Annotated in this window: 17 protein-coding genes and 1 pseudogene; 8 read left to right on the forward strand and 10 right to left on the reverse strand. The window is 74.1% G+C overall.

Annotated elements, in window-relative coordinates:
• Window positions 1-28: 28 nt before the first annotated feature.
• Entirely contained in the window at window positions 29-1,243 is a 1,215-nt protein-coding gene (locus PV343_RS07950; RefSeq protein ID WP_319146076.1) for an acetyl-CoA C-acetyltransferase, read from the reverse strand.
• A gap of 160 nt (window positions 1,244-1,403) precedes the next feature.
• Window positions 1,404-2,576, reverse strand: coding sequence for a CaiB/BaiF CoA transferase family protein (locus PV343_RS07955; RefSeq protein WP_319146077.1), 1,173 nt, complete (start codon window positions 2,574-2,576; stop codon window positions 1,404-1,406).
• Window positions 2,577-2,779: 203 nt separating this feature from the next.
• Between PV343_RS07955 and PV343_RS07960 the strand changes: the two genes are divergently transcribed.
• Window positions 2,780-3,958: a saccharopine dehydrogenase family protein gene (locus tag PV343_RS07960; protein ID WP_319146078.1), complete on the forward strand. Its 1,179-nt coding sequence runs from the start codon at window positions 2,780-2,782 to the stop codon at window positions 3,956-3,958.
• A gap of 17 nt (window positions 3,959-3,975) precedes the next feature.
• Here the strand turns inward: PV343_RS07960 and mmpA are convergent, their stop codons facing one another.
• A complete protein-coding gene (mmpA, locus tag PV343_RS07965; protein ID WP_319146079.1) occupies window positions 3,976-4,122 on the reverse strand; it encodes a morphogenic membrane protein MmpA in 147 nt (48 codons plus the stop codon).
• Between the two features lie 518 nt (window positions 4,123-4,640).
• Window positions 4,641-5,324: pseudogene (locus PV343_RS07970) on the reverse strand (endonuclease V); the annotation flags it as partial.
• Window positions 5,325-5,384: 60 nt separating this feature from the next.
• On the opposite strand from PV343_RS07970, the gene PV343_RS07975 reads away from it, so the two are divergent.
• Window positions 5,385-5,681, forward strand: a complete 297-nt coding sequence (locus tag PV343_RS07975; protein ID WP_319146080.1) for a YciI family protein — start codon at window positions 5,385-5,387, stop codon at window positions 5,679-5,681.
• A gap of 34 nt (window positions 5,682-5,715) precedes the next feature.
• Here the strand turns inward: PV343_RS07975 and PV343_RS07980 are convergent, their stop codons facing one another.
• Window positions 5,716-6,054 carry a plasmid stabilization protein gene (locus tag PV343_RS07980; RefSeq protein ID WP_133918945.1) on the reverse strand — a complete coding sequence of 113 codons (339 nt, stop codon included), beginning with the start codon at window positions 6,052-6,054 and terminating at the stop codon, window positions 5,716-5,718.
• A 91-nt stretch (window positions 6,055-6,145) separates the two neighbouring features.
• Window positions 6,146-7,249, reverse strand: a complete 1,104-nt coding sequence (locus PV343_RS07985; protein WP_319146082.1) for an oxidoreductase — start codon at window positions 7,247-7,249, stop codon at window positions 6,146-6,148.
• A 204-nt stretch (window positions 7,250-7,453) separates the two neighbouring features.
• Between PV343_RS07985 and PV343_RS07990 the strand changes: the two genes are divergently transcribed.
• The gene (locus tag PV343_RS07990) at window positions 7,454-7,867 is read left to right on the forward strand and encodes an SsgA family sporulation/cell division regulator (RefSeq protein WP_319146083.1); all 414 of its coding nucleotides are present in this window, start codon (window positions 7,454-7,456) and stop codon (window positions 7,865-7,867) included.
• A gap of 39 nt (window positions 7,868-7,906) precedes the next feature.
• On the opposite strand, the gene PV343_RS07995 is transcribed toward PV343_RS07990, so the two are convergent.
• Complete coding sequence (locus tag PV343_RS07995) at window positions 7,907-8,743, reverse strand: isocitrate lyase/phosphoenolpyruvate mutase family protein (protein WP_319146084.1); 837 nt, start codon at window positions 8,741-8,743, stop codon at window positions 7,907-7,909.
• 363 nt (window positions 8,744-9,106) lie between these two features.
• Between PV343_RS07995 and PV343_RS08000 the strand changes: the two genes are divergently transcribed.
• From PV343_RS08000 to PV343_RS08010, 3 genes are all read left to right on the forward strand, one after another.
• A complete protein-coding gene (locus PV343_RS08000) occupies window positions 9,107-10,732 on the forward strand; it encodes an ABC-F family ATP-binding cassette domain-containing protein (protein WP_319146085.1) in 1,626 nt (541 codons plus the stop codon).
• A gap of 136 nt (window positions 10,733-10,868) precedes the next feature.
• Window positions 10,869-11,645: a dimethylargininase gene (gene ddaH / locus PV343_RS08005; protein WP_319146086.1), complete on the forward strand. Its 777-nt coding sequence runs from the start codon at window positions 10,869-10,871 to the stop codon at window positions 11,643-11,645.
• 277 nt (window positions 11,646-11,922) lie between these two features.
• Window positions 11,923-12,897, forward strand: a complete 975-nt coding sequence (locus tag PV343_RS08010) for an acyl-ACP desaturase (protein WP_319146087.1) — start codon at window positions 11,923-11,925, stop codon at window positions 12,895-12,897.
• 42 nt (window positions 12,898-12,939) lie between these two features.
• Here the strand turns inward: PV343_RS08010 and PV343_RS08015 are convergent, their stop codons facing one another.
• Entirely contained in the window at window positions 12,940-13,185 is a 246-nt protein-coding gene (locus tag PV343_RS08015; RefSeq protein WP_319146088.1) for a WhiB family transcriptional regulator, read from the reverse strand.
• A 456-nt stretch (window positions 13,186-13,641) separates the two neighbouring features.
• Here PV343_RS08015 and PV343_RS08020 point away from each other — a divergent pair, with 456 nt between their 5' ends.
• Window positions 13,642-14,433, forward strand: a complete 792-nt coding sequence (locus PV343_RS08020) for a VOC family protein (protein WP_319146089.1) — start codon at window positions 13,642-13,644, stop codon at window positions 14,431-14,433.
• 58 nt (window positions 14,434-14,491) lie between these two features.
• Here PV343_RS08020 and PV343_RS08025 read toward each other — a convergent pair whose 3' ends face one another.
• Entirely contained in the window at window positions 14,492-15,532 is a 1,041-nt protein-coding gene (locus PV343_RS08025) for a LacI family DNA-binding transcriptional regulator (protein WP_319146091.1), read from the reverse strand.
• Window positions 15,533-15,744: 212 nt separating this feature from the next.
• Here PV343_RS08025 and PV343_RS08030 point away from each other — a divergent pair, with 212 nt between their 5' ends.
• Entirely contained in the window at window positions 15,745-17,862 is a 2,118-nt protein-coding gene (locus PV343_RS08030; RefSeq protein WP_319146092.1) for a HEAT repeat domain-containing protein, read from the forward strand.
• A 3-nt stretch (window positions 17,863-17,865) separates the two neighbouring features.
• Here the strand turns inward: PV343_RS08030 and ligD are convergent, their stop codons facing one another.
• Entirely contained in the window at window positions 17,866-18,885 is a 1,020-nt protein-coding gene (gene ligD, locus PV343_RS08035; RefSeq protein WP_319146093.1) for a non-homologous end-joining DNA ligase, read from the reverse strand.
• Window positions 18,886-18,944: the final 59 nt, after the last annotated feature.

Consider the following 18,944-nt stretch of genomic DNA (forward strand, 5'->3'; position numbering starts at 1 on the left):
GTTGAAGTCTCTTGGGTCCGCTGGGAGGTCAGATGCGCTCGACGACGGTGGCGATGCCCATGCCGCCGCCGACGCAGAGGGTGGCGAGGCCGTAGCGCTTGTCCTGGCGCTCCAGCTCGTCGATGAGCGAGCCGAGGATCATCGCGCCGGTCGCGCCGAGCGGGTGGCCGAGCGCGATGGCGCCGCCGTTGACGTTGACCTTGTCCAGGGACAGGCCCATGTCCTTGGCGAAGCGCAGCACGACCGCGGCGAACGCCTCGTTGATCTCGACCAGGTCGATGTCGTCGATGGTCAGGCCGGCCTTGGCGAGGGCCTTGCGGGCGGCGGGGGCGGGGCCGGTGAGCATGATGGTCGGCTCGGAGCCGGAGACGGCGGCGGAGACGATCCGCGCGCGCGGGGTGAGGCCGTGGCGCTCACCGACCTCCTTGGAGCCGATCGCGACGAGCGAGGCGCCGTCGACGATGCCGGAGGAGTTGCCCGCGTGGTGGACGTGGTCGATCTTCTCCACCCAGTGGTACTTCTGCAGCGCGACGGCGTCGAAGCCGCCCAGCTCGCCGATGTCCGCGAAGGACGGCTTGAGCTTGGCGAGGGAGTCGGCGGTGGTGCCCGGGCGCATGTGCTCGTCGTGGTCCAGGACGACCAGGCCGCTGCGGTCCTTCACGGGGACGACCGAGCGCTCGAAGCGGCCCTCCTTCCAGGCGGTGGCGGCGCGCTCCTGGGACAGGGCCGCGTACTCGTCGACGTCCCGGCGGGTGAAGCCCTCGATGGTGGCGATGAGGTCGGCGCCGATGCCCTGCGGGACGAAGTTGACCGACAGGTTGGTCATCGGGTCGTTGAACCAGGCGCCGCCGTCGGAGGCCATGGGTACGCGCGACATGGACTCCACGCCGCCGGCCAGCACCAGGTCCTCCCAGCCCGAGCGGACCTTCATGGCGGCCATGTTGACGGCTTCCAGGCCGGAGGCACAGAAGCGGTTCTCCTGGACGCCGGCGACGGTGTCGGGCAGGCCGGCGGCGATCGCGGCGATCCGGGCGATGTCGGAGCCCTGGTCGCCGACCGGGCCGACGACGCCCAGCACGATGTCGTCGATCGCGGCCGGGTCGAGGCCCGGGAAGCGGTCGCGGATCTCGTGGATGAGGCCGACGACCAGGTCGATGGGCTTGGTGCCGTGCAGGGCGCCGTTCGCCTTGCCGCGGCCGCGCGGGGTGCGGATCGCGTCGTACACGTACGCTTCGGTGCTCACTGGTGTGCCTTTCGGGAGGGTGGGCCGAGCGGGTTCGGCCGCCGAGGGCTGAGGGAGGGCTGGGGGTCGTCGGGGGCCGGGTGGCCGGGGCCGGGGCTCCGCGGGTCCGGCGCCGGCAGGCCGGGCCGGATCGTCGGGAGCCGGGTGGCCGGGGGCCGGGTCAGGCGCCCTCGGCGGCCGGCTCGCCGGGGGCGAGGTCGGGTGCGAGGTCGGGTATCCCCCAGTCCCGTGCCACCGTGTCCGCGCCGGCGCCGGGCAGGGCCGGGCCGCTGCGGACGCGGGTCGGGGTGGCGGAGAAACGGGGGGCGGGCGCCGGCTGGGTGATCCCGGCGTGGTCGGTGAAGGTGCCGCGGGCGGCCAGGTGCGGGTGGTGCGGGGCCTCGCGCAGCGAGAGGACGGGCGCCACGCAGGCGTCGGAGCCCTCGAAGACGGCCGTCCACTCCTCGCGGGTGCGGGACTTGAACCGGGCGGCGACCTGCTCGCGCAGGTCGTCCCAGCGGGCCAGGTCCCCGCGGGCCGGGGCCAGGTCGTCCAGGCCGAGCAGGCGCAGGAACTCCTCGTAGAACCTGGTCTCCAGGGCGCCGACCGCCATGTGGCCGCCGTCGGCGGTCTCGTAGGTGCCGTAGTAGGGGCAGCCGCCGTCCAGCAGGTTGGCGCCGCGCCGGTCCTGCCAGCCGCCGGCGGCGAGCATGCCGTGGATCATCGCCGACAGGTGCGCCGTGCCGTCCACGATGGCCGCGTCGACGACCTGGCCGGTGCCGGTGGCGCGCGCGTGGTGCAGGGCGGCGAGGACGCCGACGGCGAGGTAGAGGGCGCCGCCGGCGTAGTCGCCGAGCAGGTTGGCGGGGACGGCCGGGGGCTCGCCGGGGCGGCCGATCATGCCGAGGGTGCCGGTGAGGGCGATGTAGGCCACGTCGTGCCCGGCGCGGTCGGCGAGGGGGCCGTCCTGGCCCCAGCCGGTCATCCGGCCGTAGACCAGACGGGGGTTGCGGGCGTGGCAGGCCGCGGGGCCGACGCCGAGCCGCTCGGCCACCCCGGGCCGGTAGCCCTCGACGAGGACGTCGGCACGGGCGGCCAGGTCCAGCACGCGCGCGGGGCCGTCGGGCGCCTTGAGGTCGACGATCACCGAGCGCTTGTTGCGGTTGGTCACGTCGTACGCGGGGTCGATGCCGAGGCCCGGGCCGCCCGGGCGGTCCACCCGGACCACGTCGGCGCCGAGGTCGGCGAGGAGCATGGCGGCGAACGGGCCGGGCCCGATGCCGGCCAGCTCCACCACGCGCACGCCGGAGAGCGGACCCTGTCCCGGCGTCGCCGGCGTCCCTGCCGTCGTCATACCGTCCTGCCCCCAAGCGCGTGTGACACCGATGCTGTAACACCAGTGATGCTAAGAACACGTTCCACCCGGCACAAGACCTGAACGAGCAAGCGCTTAGCCAAGTGCCCGGCCGGTACCGCCGAGGCCGCGTCCGCGGGTCCGGACTTCTCACGCTAGCCTCAGCCACCGACAGCGGCGCGGGCTGCGGGCGAAGGGGTGTCATGAGCAGGCTGAATCGGACGGACCGTCCCTACGACATCGTGCTCTTCGGGGCCACCGGCTTCGTCGGCGCGCTCACGGCGGAGTACCTCGCCGCCCACGCCCCCGAGGGCCTGCGCTGGGCGCTCGCGGGCCGGGACGAGATGAAGCTGCGGCGGCTGCGCGAGCGGCTGCCCGGCGGCTCCGGCATCGGGGTGCTGCGGGCCGAGGTCGGCGACCCGGCCTCCCTGCGCCGGCTCGCCGAGCACGCGCGCGTGGTGGCCACGACCGTGGGGCCCTACGTCAGCTACGGCGAGGAACTCGTCGCCGCCTGTGCGGACTCGGGGGCGGACTACCTCGACCTGACCGGTGAGCCGGAGTTCGTGGACCGGATGTACGTCCGGCACGACGCACGCGCGCGGGAGACCGGCGCCCGCCTGGTGCACGCCTGCGGCTTCGACTCCGTGCCGCACGACCTGGGCGTGTACTTCACGGTCCGGCAGCTGCCGGAGGGCGTGCCGCTGACCGTGGACGGGTTCGTGACCGCCGACGCGGCCTTCTCCGGGGGCACGCTCGCCTCGGCGCTGAACCAGTTCGCGCGCGGCCGGCAGCTCGTGGCGGCGGCCCGCGAACGCCACCGGCACGAGCCGCGCCTGCTGGAGCGCCGGGTGACGGCGCCCGCGGGCGCGCCGCGGTTCGCCCCGGAGGTCGGCGCCTGGGCGCTGCCGCTGCCGACCATCGACCCGCAGATCGTGCGCCGCTCCGCGACGGCCCTGGAGCGGTACGGCCCCGACTTCCGCTACCGGCACTACGCGGCGGTCCGGCACCTGCCGGTCGCCGCGGGGGGCGCCGCCGCCGTGGGCGCGGTCGCGGTGGCCGCGCAACTGCCGCCGGTGCGGCGCTGGCTGTCCGGCCGGCTCAGGCCCGGCGACGGGCCCGACGCGAAGAAGCGGGCGGAGAGCTGGTTCCGGGTGCGCTTCGTCGGCGAGGGCGGCGGGCGGCGCGTCTTCACCGAGGTCGCGGGCGGCGACCCGGGCTACGACGAGACGGCGAAGATGTTCGCCGAGGCGGCCCTCGCCCTGGCCCTCGACGCGCTGCCGCCGACCGCGGGCCAGGTCACCACGGCCGTCGCCATGGGCGACGCGCTCACCGAGCGGCTGCGCGCGGCGGGCATCACCTTCCGGGTGGCGGCGATCCGCTGACCGCGTCGACAGCCGTTCTACAGGGGCCACCGCACCAGGGTGTAGATCATCCCGCATATCCAGCCGAACCCCGCGAGGACGGCCGGCAGGAGCGCGGCGTTCACGGCCCGCTCGACGGGCCTGTCCGGGTCGGCGAGCGGCTTGGCAGCACGGTGTGTCGTCATGCGGCCCACCATGCCGACCACCCCAGGGGTCACACATCCGTAGGGATACTCAGACCGGGTACTCAGGCGGGCGGCGGCCACTCCCCCACGGCGTTCGCGATCCGGTCGCGGGTGGGGCCGTCGTCGGTGAGGAGCGCGAGGCGGTGGGCGAGGGGACCGATGGCCCAGCCTGCGTGGTGGTCGAAGAAGGGTGCGGGGCCCGCCGCGTTGTGGGCGACCTCGGCGACGAGTTCCGCGAGGCGGAACAGCAGAAGCCGCGTCTCGGGGGCGCGCTCGTCGGGCAGCGGCGTGCCGCGGCGGACGAGTCCGAAGACCTCACGGCCCCGGCTCCACCTCAGGGGGTCGGCGGCCAGTTCCAGGGCGGCCTCGATCTCCGGCGGCCTGGGCCCCGGCCCGGCCGCCGCGGCGAGCACCCGCCCGGCCCAGGCCACCGGGTCGCGCCGGCCCTCGTACACGGTGCGGCCCCAGTCTCGGGCCGGGTCGGCCGCCGCCCGCCCGGCGAGCGGGTTCCGGACCCGGGTCGCCTCCTTCAGGGCCCGTCGGCACAGGGCGTCCGCCCTGCGTGTGGTCTCCGGGAGGCGGTAGGCGGGGGTCAGGGCGAGGGTGTGGGCCAGGGCGTTGTCCAGGCTGACGCGGTGGCCGACGGAGACGTAGACCGGTTTGACGCCGTCCCGGGTGCGCAGGGCGCGGCCGACCTCCTCGGTGCCGGCCAGGAGGGCGGCGGAGGAGCCCCGCGTGGGCCCGGGGTCGGTGTGGGTGAAGGTGAAGGGGTTCTTGGCGACGCCCATGGTGGGCAGGCCGGTGAGGACGCCGAGGTGGCTGGCGAGGCCGAAGCGGCGCGGGTGGGCGAGGCCGTAGCCGTCGCACACGACCAGTCCCGGCGGACGCTCCAGCGCGTCCAGGGCGGCGCGCACGGTCGGGATCTCACGGAAGGCGAGCAGCCCGGGCACGTAGGGGAAGGAGATCCGGCCGACGGCCGTCGTCTCGGCGACGACCTCACACGTGGCGGCGTCCAGCACCACGGCCGCCGCGGCGACGAGGTCGAGGTCGTCGTCGTAGGCGACGTCGACCCCCGTGACCGTGCCCGTCCCCGGCGGCGGGCCCGGCTCGTCGAGCACCACCCGTCCGCGCAGTTCGTCCTGTACGGCCCGCGCCTCCTCCTCGGTGGCGGGCCAGCCCTCGGGTACGCCTACGGTCGTCATGATGGCCAAGACTGTACGGTCCGCCGACGCCCGGCCGGGCCCCGGGGTAGGGTCGCGATCATGTTCGTACTGGAGCTGTCCTACACCGCACCGCTCGACGCCGTGGACGCCGTCCTGCCGGCGCACTCCGCCTGGCTCGACCAGCAGTACGACAAGGGCTTCTTCCTGGCCTCCGGACGCAAGAACCCCCGTGAGGGCGGCGTGATCCTGGCCGTCGCGGAGGACCGCGCCCGTATCGAGGAGGTCGTGGCGGGCGACCCGTTCGTCGTCGCCGGGGTGTGCGCGTACCGCGTCACGGAGTTCATCGCCACGAAGACGGCCCCCGAGCTGGCACCCCACCGGCAGACGCTGGGCTGACCCCCCGGGGGCGCCGGCCGCCCCCGGGACGCCGTCAGCTCTTCTTCGAGTCCAGCGCGCGCCGCAACTCGTCCTTGTTCATGTGCGACCGGCCTTCGATGCCGCGCTGCTTGGCCTCGTTGTAGAGCTGGTCGCGGGTCGGGCCCTGGGGCCCGGTCCGGTTGCCGGACCGCTGGCCGCCGCGCTTGCCGGACGACATGTCCTCGGTGGAGCTGCGGCTGGCGGTCTTGGACTCGCCCGCGCGGGCGCGTTCCTTGTTCACGGTCCGCGCGGCGATCTCCTCGGCGCGACCGGTGCTCTCGCCCCGGTCCTGTGCGCTCTTCTTGATGTGCTCGTACTGGCGTTCGCGCTTCGGGCTGGAACCGGCTGGCATGATCGCTCCTCTCGTCTCCTCGCGGCAGGAGTCCGTCATGACCGGAATCCTCCGCGGCAGGGGACGAGTACCCGGGTCGCGCGCCGTTACGTCAGCGTTCCAGCCGGGCCACCCGCCCTTGCTCGCCGGACGCCCAGCAGCTCAGGTCCGGGGTGCAGTCGACGGTGTCGTACGAGCCGGTGTCGACGGTCCGCCAGGTGCGGCCGCCGTCGGTGGTCAGGTCGGTGCCGCCGGGCCCCACGGCGAGCGCGGCGCCGCGGCTGTACGGGAGCCAGGCGGCGCCGGAGCGGTAGGCGGGCGGCGGGGTCGCGGCCGGGCGCCAGGTGCGGCCGCCGTCGGCGGTGACCGCGGCCGCCCGCGGCGAGGGCTGGTCCGGGCGGTAGTCGCCGCCGACCGCGAGGCCGTGGGTGCGGTCGCGGAAGGCCAGCGCGAAGACGCCCTTGGCCGGATCGCCCGCCGGGACGGGGGTCTCGGCGGCCGTCCAGTTCAGGCCGCGGTCGGCGGAGTGCAGCACGCGCGCGTGCGCGCCGCCGCCGGTCGCCAGCCACACGTCCTTCGGCCCGGAGGTGACCAGGCACTGGCCGCTCGCCGCGAAGCCGGCCTCGCCGTCGAGGGCGGCGGGCATGCCGTCGGCGGGCAGCACCCGCCAGGAGCGGCCGCCGTCCCGGGTGGACAGGATGCGGAACCTGCCGTCCACCGGGTCGCTCATGGCCAGACCGTGCCGGTGGTCGAAGAAGGCCATGCAGTCGTAGAAGGCCCTCGGGTCGGTGTTGCGGAAGGACTCGGTCCAGGTGGCGCCGCCGTCGTCGGTCCGGTAGACGCGGGAGTCCTCGCCCTCGCCGATGGCCAGCACCACCGCGTGCCGCGCGTCGAACGCCTCGACGTCCCGGAACTGGAGGCCGCCCGCACCGGGCGGAGAGACGTTCCGCCAGCTCGTGCCGCCGTCGGTGGTGCGCAGCACGGTGCCCTGGGTGCCGGCCAGCCAGGCGGTGTCGCGGTCCACGGCGGACAGGCCACGGAAGCGCACCTGAGGGGTGCCGCTGTCCTTGGCCTCCCAGTGCACGCCCCGGTGCCCGAGCGGTCCCGCCTCGGCGGCCGGTACGGCCACCGCGGCCAGCGCCGCCGCGCACGCCACCCCCGCCGCCACCAGCCGGCCCGAACGTCCCCCGCGTCGCGTGCTCCCCAAGCGCCTCATGGCGGGCGAAGCTAGTCCACCGGCCACCCGCCGTCCAGAGCACCTCCGGGCGCGTGCCCACGCGAGCCGTGCCCGGCGTGCATGAAACGCGGTGACCGAGGTCACTCGTTCCCCCTGTGCACGGATCGGCCGAATCCGTCGTCTCTTCCAGTGCCAGGTCTCACACCCGGAGAACACGTCCAGCCGTCACGAGGGAGCAAGGCGTTGTCCACCATCGAGCAGTCCGTAGAGGCACGCCTCGTCGCCGCCGCCCCGCGCATGCCGACCATTCCCGCGACGCTGTCCTACGACCGGCGCGACCCGTTCGCCGTGCGCATGACCTTCCCGGCCCCGGCCACCCTGGAGGGCGTCGAGGTCTGCTGGACCTTCTCCCGCGAGCTGCTCACGGACGGACTGCGGGGCCCCGAGGGCTACGGAGACGTGCGCGTGCGGCCGTACGGTTACGACCGCACCGTGCTGGAGTTCCACGCGCCCGAGGGCACCGCGATCGTGCACGTGCGCTCCGGCGAGATACGCCGCTTCCTGGAGGCGACCGGCAACCTCGTGCCCGTCGGACTCGAACACCTCCAGCTGGACCTCGACCACGACCTGGCCGAACTGATGCGGGACGCCTGCTGACACGCCGGCCGACCGTGTGCCCGCGGCGCCCGCGCGGCACTACGCGCGCGTGAGCAGCGCGTTCAGCTCGCCGTAGGCGAACCCGCCGGCCAGCGCCCCGTAGGTCCCCTCCCGCAGCAGCTCCCGCGCGGCGCGGCGGACCAGGGCGTGCGCGGCCTCGGCGATGCTCGACCCGCCGCTGATCCGGGCGACGCCCAGCGCGGCGAACTCGGCGACCGCCGGCGCGCCGGGGCCCACCAGCACGTTGACCGGTGCGTCGATGCCCGCGACGAGCGCCTTGACCGTCCCCGGGTCGACGGCCCCGGGGACGAAGATCCCGTCGGCGCCCGCGGCCAGGTAGGCGGCGGCCCGTTCCAGGGTGGGCTCCACTCCCCCGGCGTCGCGCAGGAACGTGTCGATCCGGGCGTTGACGAACAGCGGCACGCGCGCGGAGCCGGCGGCGGCGCGGGCGGCCGCGATCCGCTCCGCCTGTTCGGCGACCGGCCGCAGCGGTTCCCCGCCCCCGCCGTGGCGGCCGTCCTCGATGTTGACGCCGACCGCGCCCGCGACGACCGCCGCGCGCACGGTGTCGGCGACCCCGGCGGCGTCCTCGGCGTAGCCGCCCTCGATGTCCGCGCTGACCGCCACCCCTCGTACGGCCTCGGCGATCCGGGCCACGGCCGCGAGCGCGCGGTCCCGGTCGAGCCGGTCGCCGTCCGCGGCGCCGAGCGCCCACGCGAGCCCGGCGCTGGTGGTCGCGACGGCGGGGGCGCCCGCCTCCACGACGACGGCCGCGCTCACCGGGTCCCAGGCGTTGGGCAGGACGAGGGGGCGGCCCGGCACATGCAGGGCACGGAAGGACAGGGCGAGGTCGTGCAGCGGGTACGTGAGCGTCATGGGGCGACCCAACCAGCCCGGGAGGGCGGGCACCGGCGGGAATCCGACTGTACGGCCGGACCCGCCCGGCCCCGCCCTCAATCGCGTTGACACCCTCACGGCGACGCTCGTACCTTGTACGAGGTCCTGTTGTCGCCGATTGGAGAAGGACGTTGCTCGTCTGAGGTCCTGAGACACCGCGTTCACACCGGTGAGGTGTGCGTGGCGTTCGACCTCGGCGTCCGAGCAGTCCTTCGGCACAGGCCCTTTTTTCATGGCCGCTCCGGCCCTCCCGGCCCCTCCCGTGCCCCAGGCCCTTCGGTTCCGCCTCGCGGTGTCTCGACACGCGTTCGCCAGACCGCACCCAGCAACCGCGAGGCCTGTATGTCATCATCCCTCACCTGCACCTCCCTCTCCTTCGCCTGGCCCGACGGCACCCCCGTCCTCGACGGCCTCGACATCGCCTTCGGCCCCGGCCGTACGGGACTCGTCGGCGTCAACGGATCCGGGAAGTCGACCCTGTTGAAGCTGATCGCGGGCGAACTCACGCCCGCCGACGGCACCGTCAAGGTGACCGGCGAGATCGGCCACCTGCCGCAGAACGTCACCCTCGACACCACCCTCCGCGTCGACGAGGCCCTCGGCATCGCCGCCCGGCGGGCCGCGCTGCACGCCATCGAGGCGGGCGACGCGTCCGAGGAACACTTCGAGACCATCGGCGACGACTGGGACGTCGAGGAGCGCGCCCTGGTCACCCTCGGCGAACTCGGCCTCGGCCACATCGGCCTGGACCGCACCGTCGGCGAGGTCTCCGGCGGCGAGTCGGTGCTGCTGCGCCTGGCCGCGCTCCTGCTGCGCCGGCCCGACGTCCTGCTGCTGGACGAGCCCACCAACAACCTCGACCTGTACGCGCGCCGGCGCCTGTACGCGGCCGTCGCCTCCTGGTCCGGAGTGCTCGTCGTGGTCAGCCACGACCGTGAACTCCTGGACCTGGTGGACCAGATCGCCGAGCTGCGCTCCGGCGAGGTCACCTGGTACGGCGGCAACTTCTCGGCCTACGAGGAGGCGCTCGCCGTGGAACAGGAGGCGGCCGAGCGGACGCTCCGGGTCGCCGAGGCGGACGTGCGCAAGCAGAAGCGCGAACTAGCCGACGCCCACGTCAAACTGGCCCGCCGCAAGCGGTACGGGCAGAAGATGTTCGAGCAGAAACGCGAACCCAAGATCGTCATGGGGGCGCGCAAACGCGCCGCCCAGGAGTCCGCGGGCAAGCACCGCATCATGCACGAGGAGCGGCTCGCCGACGCCAGGGAGCGGCTGGACGAGGCGGCGGACGCCGTACGGGACGACGACGAGATCCGCGTCGACCTGCCGTACACGGCCGTACCGCCCGGCCGGCAGGTGCTCACCCTGGAGAAGCTCCAGCTGGCCTACGGGGCGCGCGTCGAGGGTGTCCTCGACCTGCGCGGCCCGGAGCGGATCGCACTCGTCGGACGCAACGGCTCCGGCAAGACGACCCTGCTGCGGACCGTGGCCGGGGAGCTGGCCGCGGTGTCCGGGGAGGCGCGGACGCACGTCCCTTCGCGGTTTCTGCCGCAGCGCCTGGACGTGCTCGACGACGAGCTGACGGTCGCCGAGAACGTGGCCCGGTTCGCGCCCGGCGCGACCAACAACCGGATCAGGGCGCGGCTCGCGCGCTTCCTGTTCCGAGGCGCGCGGGCCGACCAGAGGGCCGGGACGCTCTCCGGCGGCGAGCGCTTCCGGGCGGCCCTGGCCGCCCTGATGCTCGCCGAGCCCGCGCCCCAGCTGCTCCTGCTGGACGAACCGACCAACAACCTCGACATGGCCAGCGTCCGGCAGCTGACCACGGCCCTGGAGTCGTACGAGGGCGCCCTGCTCGTCGCCAGCCACGACCTGCCGTTCCTGGAGTCCATCGGCATCACCCGGTGGCTGCTGATGGAGGAAGGAGAACTCAAGGAGACCACGCCCGACGCGCTCGCCGGCCCGGCCTAGCCGAGCGGCGGGGGTGTTGCGGGTGGGGCACGGCCTGACAACAAGGGGTTTTGTCCCGGCCGGGGCGCGCTGCATGATGGCGGACCGGCGCCGCTCGACCGGCGCCGGACCGCACCGCCGATTCGAAAGGTCCCTCGTGCCCAGCAAGAAGGCCCTCGTCCGCCGTCCCAGCCCGCGCCTCGCCGAGGGCCTGGTGACGCACATCGAGCGGGAGAAGGTCGACCCGGACCTCGCCGTCGAGCAGTGGGAGGCCTACGTCGAGGCGCTCGGCGCGCACGGCTGGGAGACGATCGAGGTCGACCCGGAGGACGACTGCCCCGACTCGGTGTTCGTCGAGGACACCGTCGTGATGTACCGGAACGTGGCCCTCATCACCCGGCCCGGCGCCGAGTCCCGGCGCGCGGAGACCGCCGGCGTCGAGGAGGCGGTGGCCCGGCTCGGCTGCTCGGTGAACTGGGTGTGGGAGCCCGGCACTCTGGACGGCGGTGACGTGCTGAAGGTCGGCGACACCGTCTACGTCGGCCGGGGCGGGCGCACCAACGCGGCGGGGGTGCAGCAGGTGCGGGCCGCCTTCGAGCCGCTCGGCGCGCGGGTGGTGGCCGTACCGGTGAGCAAGGTGCTGCACCTGAAGTCGGCGGTCACCGCGCTGCCGGACGGGACGGTCATCGGGCACATCCCCCTCGTCGACCGGCCGTCGCTGTTCCCCCGGTTCCTGTCGGTGCCGGAGGAGTCCGGCGCGCACGTGGTGCTGCTCGGCGGCCACCGGGTGCTGATGGCGGCGAGCGCCCCGCGGACGGCGGAGCTGCTGACCAGTCTGGGCCTGGAGGTGGTCACGGTGGACATCGGCGAGTTCGAGAAGCTCGAAGGATGTGTGACGTGCCTCTCGGTGCGGATGCGGGAGCTCTACGCCTGACCGGCTGATCCCCTCCCCCGGACCGCCCTGGGACCTGCGAGTCTCGGGGCTGTTCCGCATCCCCGGGAACGACATGTCCGGGGCCGTTGATCAGCAATCTTTACGACGGTCTTAACCTACGGCTTCGTAACCTACGGCTTCGTAGCCTACGATCTCGTAGCCTACGATCTCGTAGGTTTCCCGGCACCGCTCGCCGGACCGTCCCCCTTGTCGCTCGTTCCCTCTTTCTCCTTCCTCTCCTTCACTGCCCCCCGTACGGCGTCCCCCTGGAGTTCCCGTGACGATCACCTCCCCTCACCTCGGCAGCCCGTCCGTCTGGACCGACGCGAAGCTGCTGTACGCACTGGAGGAAGTGGTCGAGACCGAGCTGAACCGGCATCTGAAGGTCGCCAAGGACTGGATGCCGCACGAGTACGTGCCGTGGAGCGACGGCCGCAACTTCCCGGGCCTGTTCGAGGACGGGCAGGCGTGGGAGAAGGAGCACTCCAAGGTCACGGAGATCGGCCGGATCGCCCTCGTGGTCAACCTGCTGACCGAGGACAACCTGCCCAGCTACCACCACGAGATCGCCTCGCTGTTCGGCCGCGACGGCGCCTGGGGCACCTGGGTGCACCGCTGGACGGCCGAGGAGGGCCGGCACGGCATCGTGATGCGCGACTACCTGCTCACCTCGCGCGCGGTCGACCCGGACAAGCTGGAGCAGTTCCGCATGTCCCACATGAGCGAGGGCTTCGAGTCCGACAACCGGCACTCGATGCTGCACTCGGTCGCCTACGTCGCCTTCCAGGAGCTGGCCACCCGCATCTCCCACCGCAACACCGGTCACCAGTCCGGCGACCCGGTCTGCGACCGGATGCTGGCGCGCATCGCGACCGACGAGAACCTGCACATGGTCTTCTACCGCAACCTGCTGAAGGCCGCCTTCGAGCTCGCCCCCGACCTGACCATGCAGGCGGTCCGTGACGTCGTGGTCGACTTCCGCATGCCCGGCCACGGCATCCCCGGCTTCGAGCGGGCCGCCGCGCAGATGGCGATCGGCGAGGTCTACAACCTGCGCATCCACCACGACGACGTCCTGCAGCCCGTGCTGCGCTTCCTGAAGATCATGGAGATCGACGGCCTGGGCCCCGAGGGCCGTCAGGCGCAGGAGGAGCTGGGGCTGTTCATGGGCGGCCTGGACGCGGAGGCCCTCAAGTTCGACGAGCGGCTGGCCGCCCGCAGGGCCCGGATGGCCGCCCGCGGCGAGCGCTGACCCCGGGAGCCGGCCCGGCCCCGCGGTGGTGAGCGGGGCGGGTCAGCGCGAGGTGCGGCGCAGGGCGAGCCGTTCCTTCTCGGAGAGGCCGCCCCAGACGCCGAAGCGTTCGTCGTTGTCGAGCGCGTAGTCGAGGCAGGCCGAGCGCATCTCGCACATGCCGCAGATGCGCTTCGCCTCGCGCACCGAGCTGCCGGGCTCGGGAAAGAAGAAGTCGGCCCCGGTCTGCGCGCACAGGGCCTGCGTCTGCCAGGCGAGGCCGGCCGGGGTGATGGTTTCGAGCTGCATGGCAAGGATCGTGCCGTGCGCGGAAAAACGTTCGATCAACGCCGGATCAACGGCACCGCCCGAACCCCCCGGCCGACCTGATGATGCTCCCCCCGAGCCGGGCGGAGCACGGCGGCGCGCGGGAACGACCGGGAGTCGGCGGGAAAACCGCGGACGGGCGGCACGGCGGGGCACGTACGGTGCGCTGCCCGGGGCGCGCGGGAGCCGGCGGGTGAGCGCGGGAGCCTCGCCGGTGCGCACGGCAGCCTCACGGGTGGGCGGGGGCGCGGGAGCGGGGCCGTGTGTCCCGGAACGGGGCCGGGTGGGCGCGGGAACAGGGGCCGGCGGGCACGAAACCAGGACCCGGTGAACGCGGCGCGCGGTGGCACCTGCCACGCGGTGTCGGTGGGCGGTGCCAGACTCGACGGTGCTAAGGACCGGACCCGGCTCCCGGGCCCCCTTTCAAGGAGGGCGATGATGCTCACCACCCGTTTCGTCGACGGCGCGCCCAACTGGCTCGACGTCGCCACCCCCGACCTCGACGGCGCTCTCGCCTTCTACGGCGGTCTCTTCGGCTGGCGGTTCGAGTCGGCGGGGCCGGACGCCGGTGGCTACGGCTTCTTCCGGCTGGACGGCCGCACGGTCGCCGGCGGCATGCGGACCGGCCCGGACCAGGGGCCGCCGGCCTGGACGGTGTACTTCCAGAGCCAGGACGCGCAGGCCACCGCGACGGCCGCCGAACAGGCGCACGGCCGGGTGCTGTTCCCGCCCCTCGACGTGATGGGCCAGGGGCACATGGCGGTCCTCGCCGACCAGGCCGGCGTGCGGTTCGGCATCTGGCAGCCGGGGCGGACCAGGGGCGTGGACGCGGCGGACGAACCGGGCGCGCTGTGCTGGGTCGAGCTGTACACGGCGGACATCGCTGCGGCCGCGGCCTTCTACCACCGCGTCCTGGGCCTGGAGACCTCGGGCGTGCCGTTCCCGGGCGGCACCTACACCTGTGTCAACCCGAGCGGTGCCGGCGACGACGCGATGTTCGGCGGGATGGTCCCGCTGGCCGACGACCCGACGGAAGCGGCGGCGGGCCCCTACTGGCTGCCGTACTTCGCGGTCGAGGACACCGACGCCGTCGTCGAGGAGGCGCAGCGGCTGGGCGGCACGGTGCGCGTGCCGGCGACGACGGTGGCGGGCGTCGGCCGCATGGCCAGGCTCGCCGACCCGTACGGCGCCCGCTTCGCGGTGATCAGGAGCGAGACCCCGCAGGGCTGAGCCGGCGGGAAGCCGAGGCGCCGAGAGGCCGCGCCGCCGGACGCCGCGGCCCAGGTCGTCAGGCGGACGCGCGCCGTATCAGCGTGGTCGGCAGAACCACGCCGTCGCCGGACGCCTCCGCGGGAGCCGCGCCGGGCGTATCGCCGACGCGGCCGCGCAGCAGCAGGCGGGCCATCAGCCGGCCCATCTCCTCTATGTCCTGACGGACCGTGGTCAGCGGCGGCTCGGCCTGTTCGGCGACGGGCAGCACGTCGTCGAAGCCGATCACGGCCACGTCGTCCGGTACCCGACGGCCGTGCTCGCGCAGCACGCGCAGGGCACCGAGCGCGGTCAGGTCGTTGGCGGCGAACACCGCGTCCACGTCCGGGCAGCGGTCGAGCAGTTCACGCATGGCGCGTTCGCCGCCACTCGGGGTGAAGTCGCTCTCCACCACGAGCCGCGGATCGGCGTCCCCCATGACGTCCCGGTACCCGTCGAGCCGGTCCACCGCCGAGGTCTGGTCCAGCGCCCCGGTGATGTGCGCGATCCGGGTCCGGCCGAGACCCACCAGGTGACGCACGGCCTCGCGGGCACCGCCCCGGTTGTCGCTGTCGACGTACACCGGTCCCGGACCGCCGTCGCTCCAGTCGGGACGCCCGCCGAACACGGTGGGCACACCCGCCTTCCGGATCAGGCCGGGCAGCGGGTCGTCGAGGTGGAGGGAGAAGACGAGCGCGCCGTCGACATGGCCTCCGGCGAGGTAGCGGGCCACGCGGGCGTGGTCGGCGCGGCCCTCGGTGAGCAGCAGCACGAGCTGGTTGTCGTGGGCCGTCAGCTCCTTGCTGATCCCGCGCAGTTGCAGGGCGAAGAAGGGGTCGGCGAAGACCCGCGCCTCGGGTTCGGCGATGACGACGGCGACGGCGTCGTGCCGCTTGGTGACCAGGCTGCGCGCGGCCTGGTTCGGCACGTAGCCGAGCTCCTCGACCGCCTGCCGGACCCGTTCGGCCAGCGGCTCCCTCACCCCGTCCCCGCCGTTGACGACCCGTGACACGGTGGCCCGGGACACCCCGGCCCGCGCGGCCACGGCCTCCAGCGTGGGACGCGACACTGCCTCGGTCACTTCGGGACTCCTCATCGGCGGCGGGCGATCAGGATAACCGCGCCGCCGTACGTGCGTACGGCCCGGAAAAAGGGTTGCGCCACGCGCGGGGGCCGTCGTCCACGGGACCGTTGTCCACAGGCCGGTCGTCCACAGCCCCGGCCCGTTGTCAGTGCCGTGCTGCATTCTGTGACCAGTGGCGGAACGGGCGCCACGGACCACGGGGAGGCAGGGTGTTCAGGGGGATCGACGACGTCGACTGGGCGTCGATGGGGCACGCGTACACGAAGTCGGCGACCGATGTGCCGGAGTTGCTGTGGGGGCTGGCGTCGGACGATCCGGAGCGCCGGGAGATCGCGCTGGACGGCATGTACGGCGCGGTGCACCACCAGGGGGACGTCTACGACAGCACGGTGGCGTGCGTCCCGTTCCTGTTCGAGCTGATCGCGCATCCGTCGGTCGGCGACCGGGGCGCCGTGATCGGCCTGCTGTGCAGCATCGCGCACGCCTCGGAGGAGGACGAGGGGCCCGAGGGGGACGAGGGGGACGCCGACGAGGACGGGTTCGCCGGGGAGTTCGACGAGGACCGGCACGAGGAGTGGCTGAGGCACTTCTTCGTGGCGCGCGACATGGTCCGCGACCGCGCGGGGACCTTCCTCGGGCTGCTCGGCGACCCGGATCCGGGGGTGCGTGCCGCCGTACCGGGTGCCCTCGCCCGGTTGCACCCGGACCCGGCGCTGGTGTTCGGCGCCCTGTGCGACCGTCTGCCGGCCGAGACCGACCCCGGGGCAGCGAGAGCGCTGGCGCGTGCCCTGGGCACCCTGGCCCTGCGGCATCCGGCCGGCCTGGGCGCCGAGGCGGCCCGGGTGCTGCGGGAGCTGGTGTCCGGGACCCCCGATCCCCGGCTGCGGATGACGGCTCTGGCCCGGCTGGCGCGCTGCGCGCCCGGTGAACTCCCCCCGGACGCGGCCGCCGTCGCGCTGGACGTGTTGCGGCTGGCCCGGGAGACGGACGAACTGGGGCCGCCGCCGGACGCGCCGGAGCGGCCGCGCACCGACACCCTCATCTCGCAGGTGCGCGAGCTGGAGGCGGAGCACCGCCGCAGCCTCGGCCTCGACGACACGGCGGAGCTGGTCGACGAGCTGCACATGGCCCTGGGCGACCGCGTCGACGTGCGCTTCCCCCTTCTGGTGGGCCAGTTGGGCAGCCCGAGCCCCCGTCAGCGCAGGCAGGCCGTCGGCGTGGCGGGGCGGCTGCTCACCGGTTGGCGGGCCCCCGACGACGAGCCGCTGCTGGCGCTGGCCCGGCTGCTCGCCGACGACGACCTGCGCCTGCAGAAGGAGGTGCTGTCCGAGCTGCGGTACCTGGCGCCCGCCGCACACCGGGTGTCCGAGGCGGTGGCGGCCTACCTGGAGAGCTGGGACAGCCGTCCGCTGGAGACCGGCACACCGTTCCGGGAACTGGCCGTCGGCATGGCCTTCGAGGTGCTGGCCCTGCAGGGCGACGACCGGATCGTGCCGGCGCTCACCCACATCCTGGAAGTGGTGGAGATACCCGAGCGTCTGTCCCGGTGGATCGAGGCACTCGGCCCCGAGGGGGCGGCTCCGCTCGCCCCGGTCCTGCACGGCCGGCTGGCCGAGCTGGACCCCCGCGCACCGGGCGCCGACCTGGACCACCTCGTCCGGGCCCTGGCCGCCCTCCGCCACGAGGAGTCGGTGCCCCTGCTCCTCGACGTTCTGGGCAACGCCGCACACCTGTGCACGACGGAGGAGGTGCTGCTGGCCCTGTCCCGGTACGGCTCCCGGGCGGCCGAGGCGACCCCGCTCGTGCGCCGGCTGTGGCGCGACGGCGCCCTCGCGGACCGGCACCGGATCCATGTCGCCGAGGCCCTGTGGTCGCTGACGGGCGACGCGGAGGCGGTGCTGCCGGTGGTCGACGACGCCCTGTCGGCGCCGACGTGGTGGCAGTGGTCCGCCGCGATACGCCTGACCGAGGCGCTCGGTACGGCGGGCGCTCCGCTCGCGCCCCGGCTGCGCGGGCTGATCGCGGCCGACCACAGCCCCGCCCGCTCGGCCGTCGCCCTCTGGCGGATCACCGAAGATCCTCAGAGCGTTCTGCCCGTGCTCCTCGACCAGTGGCCGGCCACCCCGGCGGAACGCCCCACCATGGCCGCCTGCCTGGCCGACATGGGCCCCGCCGCCGCTCCGGCCCTGCCCCTGATACGCGCGGAACTGGCCTCCCCCCGCCGCCACAACAACAACGGCTCCCGAGGCAACATGCGCTACGACGTCGCCGCGGACGTCGCCCTGCTCACGGACTGCCGGCGGATCGTGGCGGGGGCCGGCGGATAGGCCTCAGCCCGTGCCTTCCCGGCGGGCGCGGCTCGGCTGGACGCGTTTCGGTTCGCCCGGCATCTTCGGGTATTCCGGGGGGTAGGGCAGGTCGCCCAGGCCGTGATCGTGTTCGTCGCGGCCGGCCAGCTCCAGGAGCGCCTCCAGGGAGTAGGCGTGGTCGTCCATGTCGGCGTGCACGTCACCGAGTTCGGCGAAGCGGGCCGGCATGGTGGCGAGGTCGAAGTCGCGGGGACCGGCCTCGCCGACCTCCTCCCAGCGCAGGGGCGCGGAGACGGGGGCGTGCGGGCGGGGCCGTACGGAGTAGGCGGAGGCGATGGTGCGGTCGCGGGCGGTCTGGTTGTAGTCGATGAAGATGCGTGCGCCGCGTTCCTCCTTCCACCACTTGATGGTGACCTGCTCGGGCATCCGGCGTTCCATCTCCCGGCCGACCGCGATCGCGGCGCGCCGCACCTGGGTGAAGGTCCAGCGCGGTTCGATGGGCACGAAGACGTGCAGGCCCCGGCCGCCGGAGGTCTTCGGCCAGCCGCGCAGGCCGCCGTACTCGTGCAGCACCTCGCGCAGTTCGTGGGCGGCGCGGACGGCGTCGGCGTAGTCGGTGCCGGGCTGCGGGTCGAGGTCGATGCGCAGTTCGTCCGGGTGGTCGACCGCGGTGCGGCGCACCGGCCAGGGGTGGAAGGTGAGCGTGCCGTACTGGGCGGCCCACACGACGGCGGCCTCCTCCGTGGGGCACATCTCGTCCGCGCTGCGGCCGCTGGGGAAGGTGATGTGGGCGGTCGGGATCCAGTCGGGCATGCCCTTGGGGGCGCGCTTCTGGTAGAACCACTCGCCGCCGACGCCGTCCGGGTAGCGTTCGAGGGTGGTGGGGCGGTCGCGCAGGGCGCGCAGGATGCCGGGGCCGACGGCGGCGTAGTACCGGGCGAGGTCCAGCTTGGTGAATCCGCGCTCGGGGAAGAAGACCTTGTCCGGGCTGGACAGGCGTACGGTCCGGCCCGCCACTTCCAGTTCCACCGCGTCACCCATGCGGCCACGGTAGGCGCAGCCTGCCCCGTGCGCACACCGGGCGGCGGCGGGGGTATGCG

Origin of the sequence: Streptomyces sp. WI03-4A (assembly GCF_033792105.1) — a bacterium.
Lineage (GTDB): Bacteria > Actinomycetota > Actinomycetes > Streptomycetales > Streptomycetaceae > Streptomyces > Streptomyces collinus_A.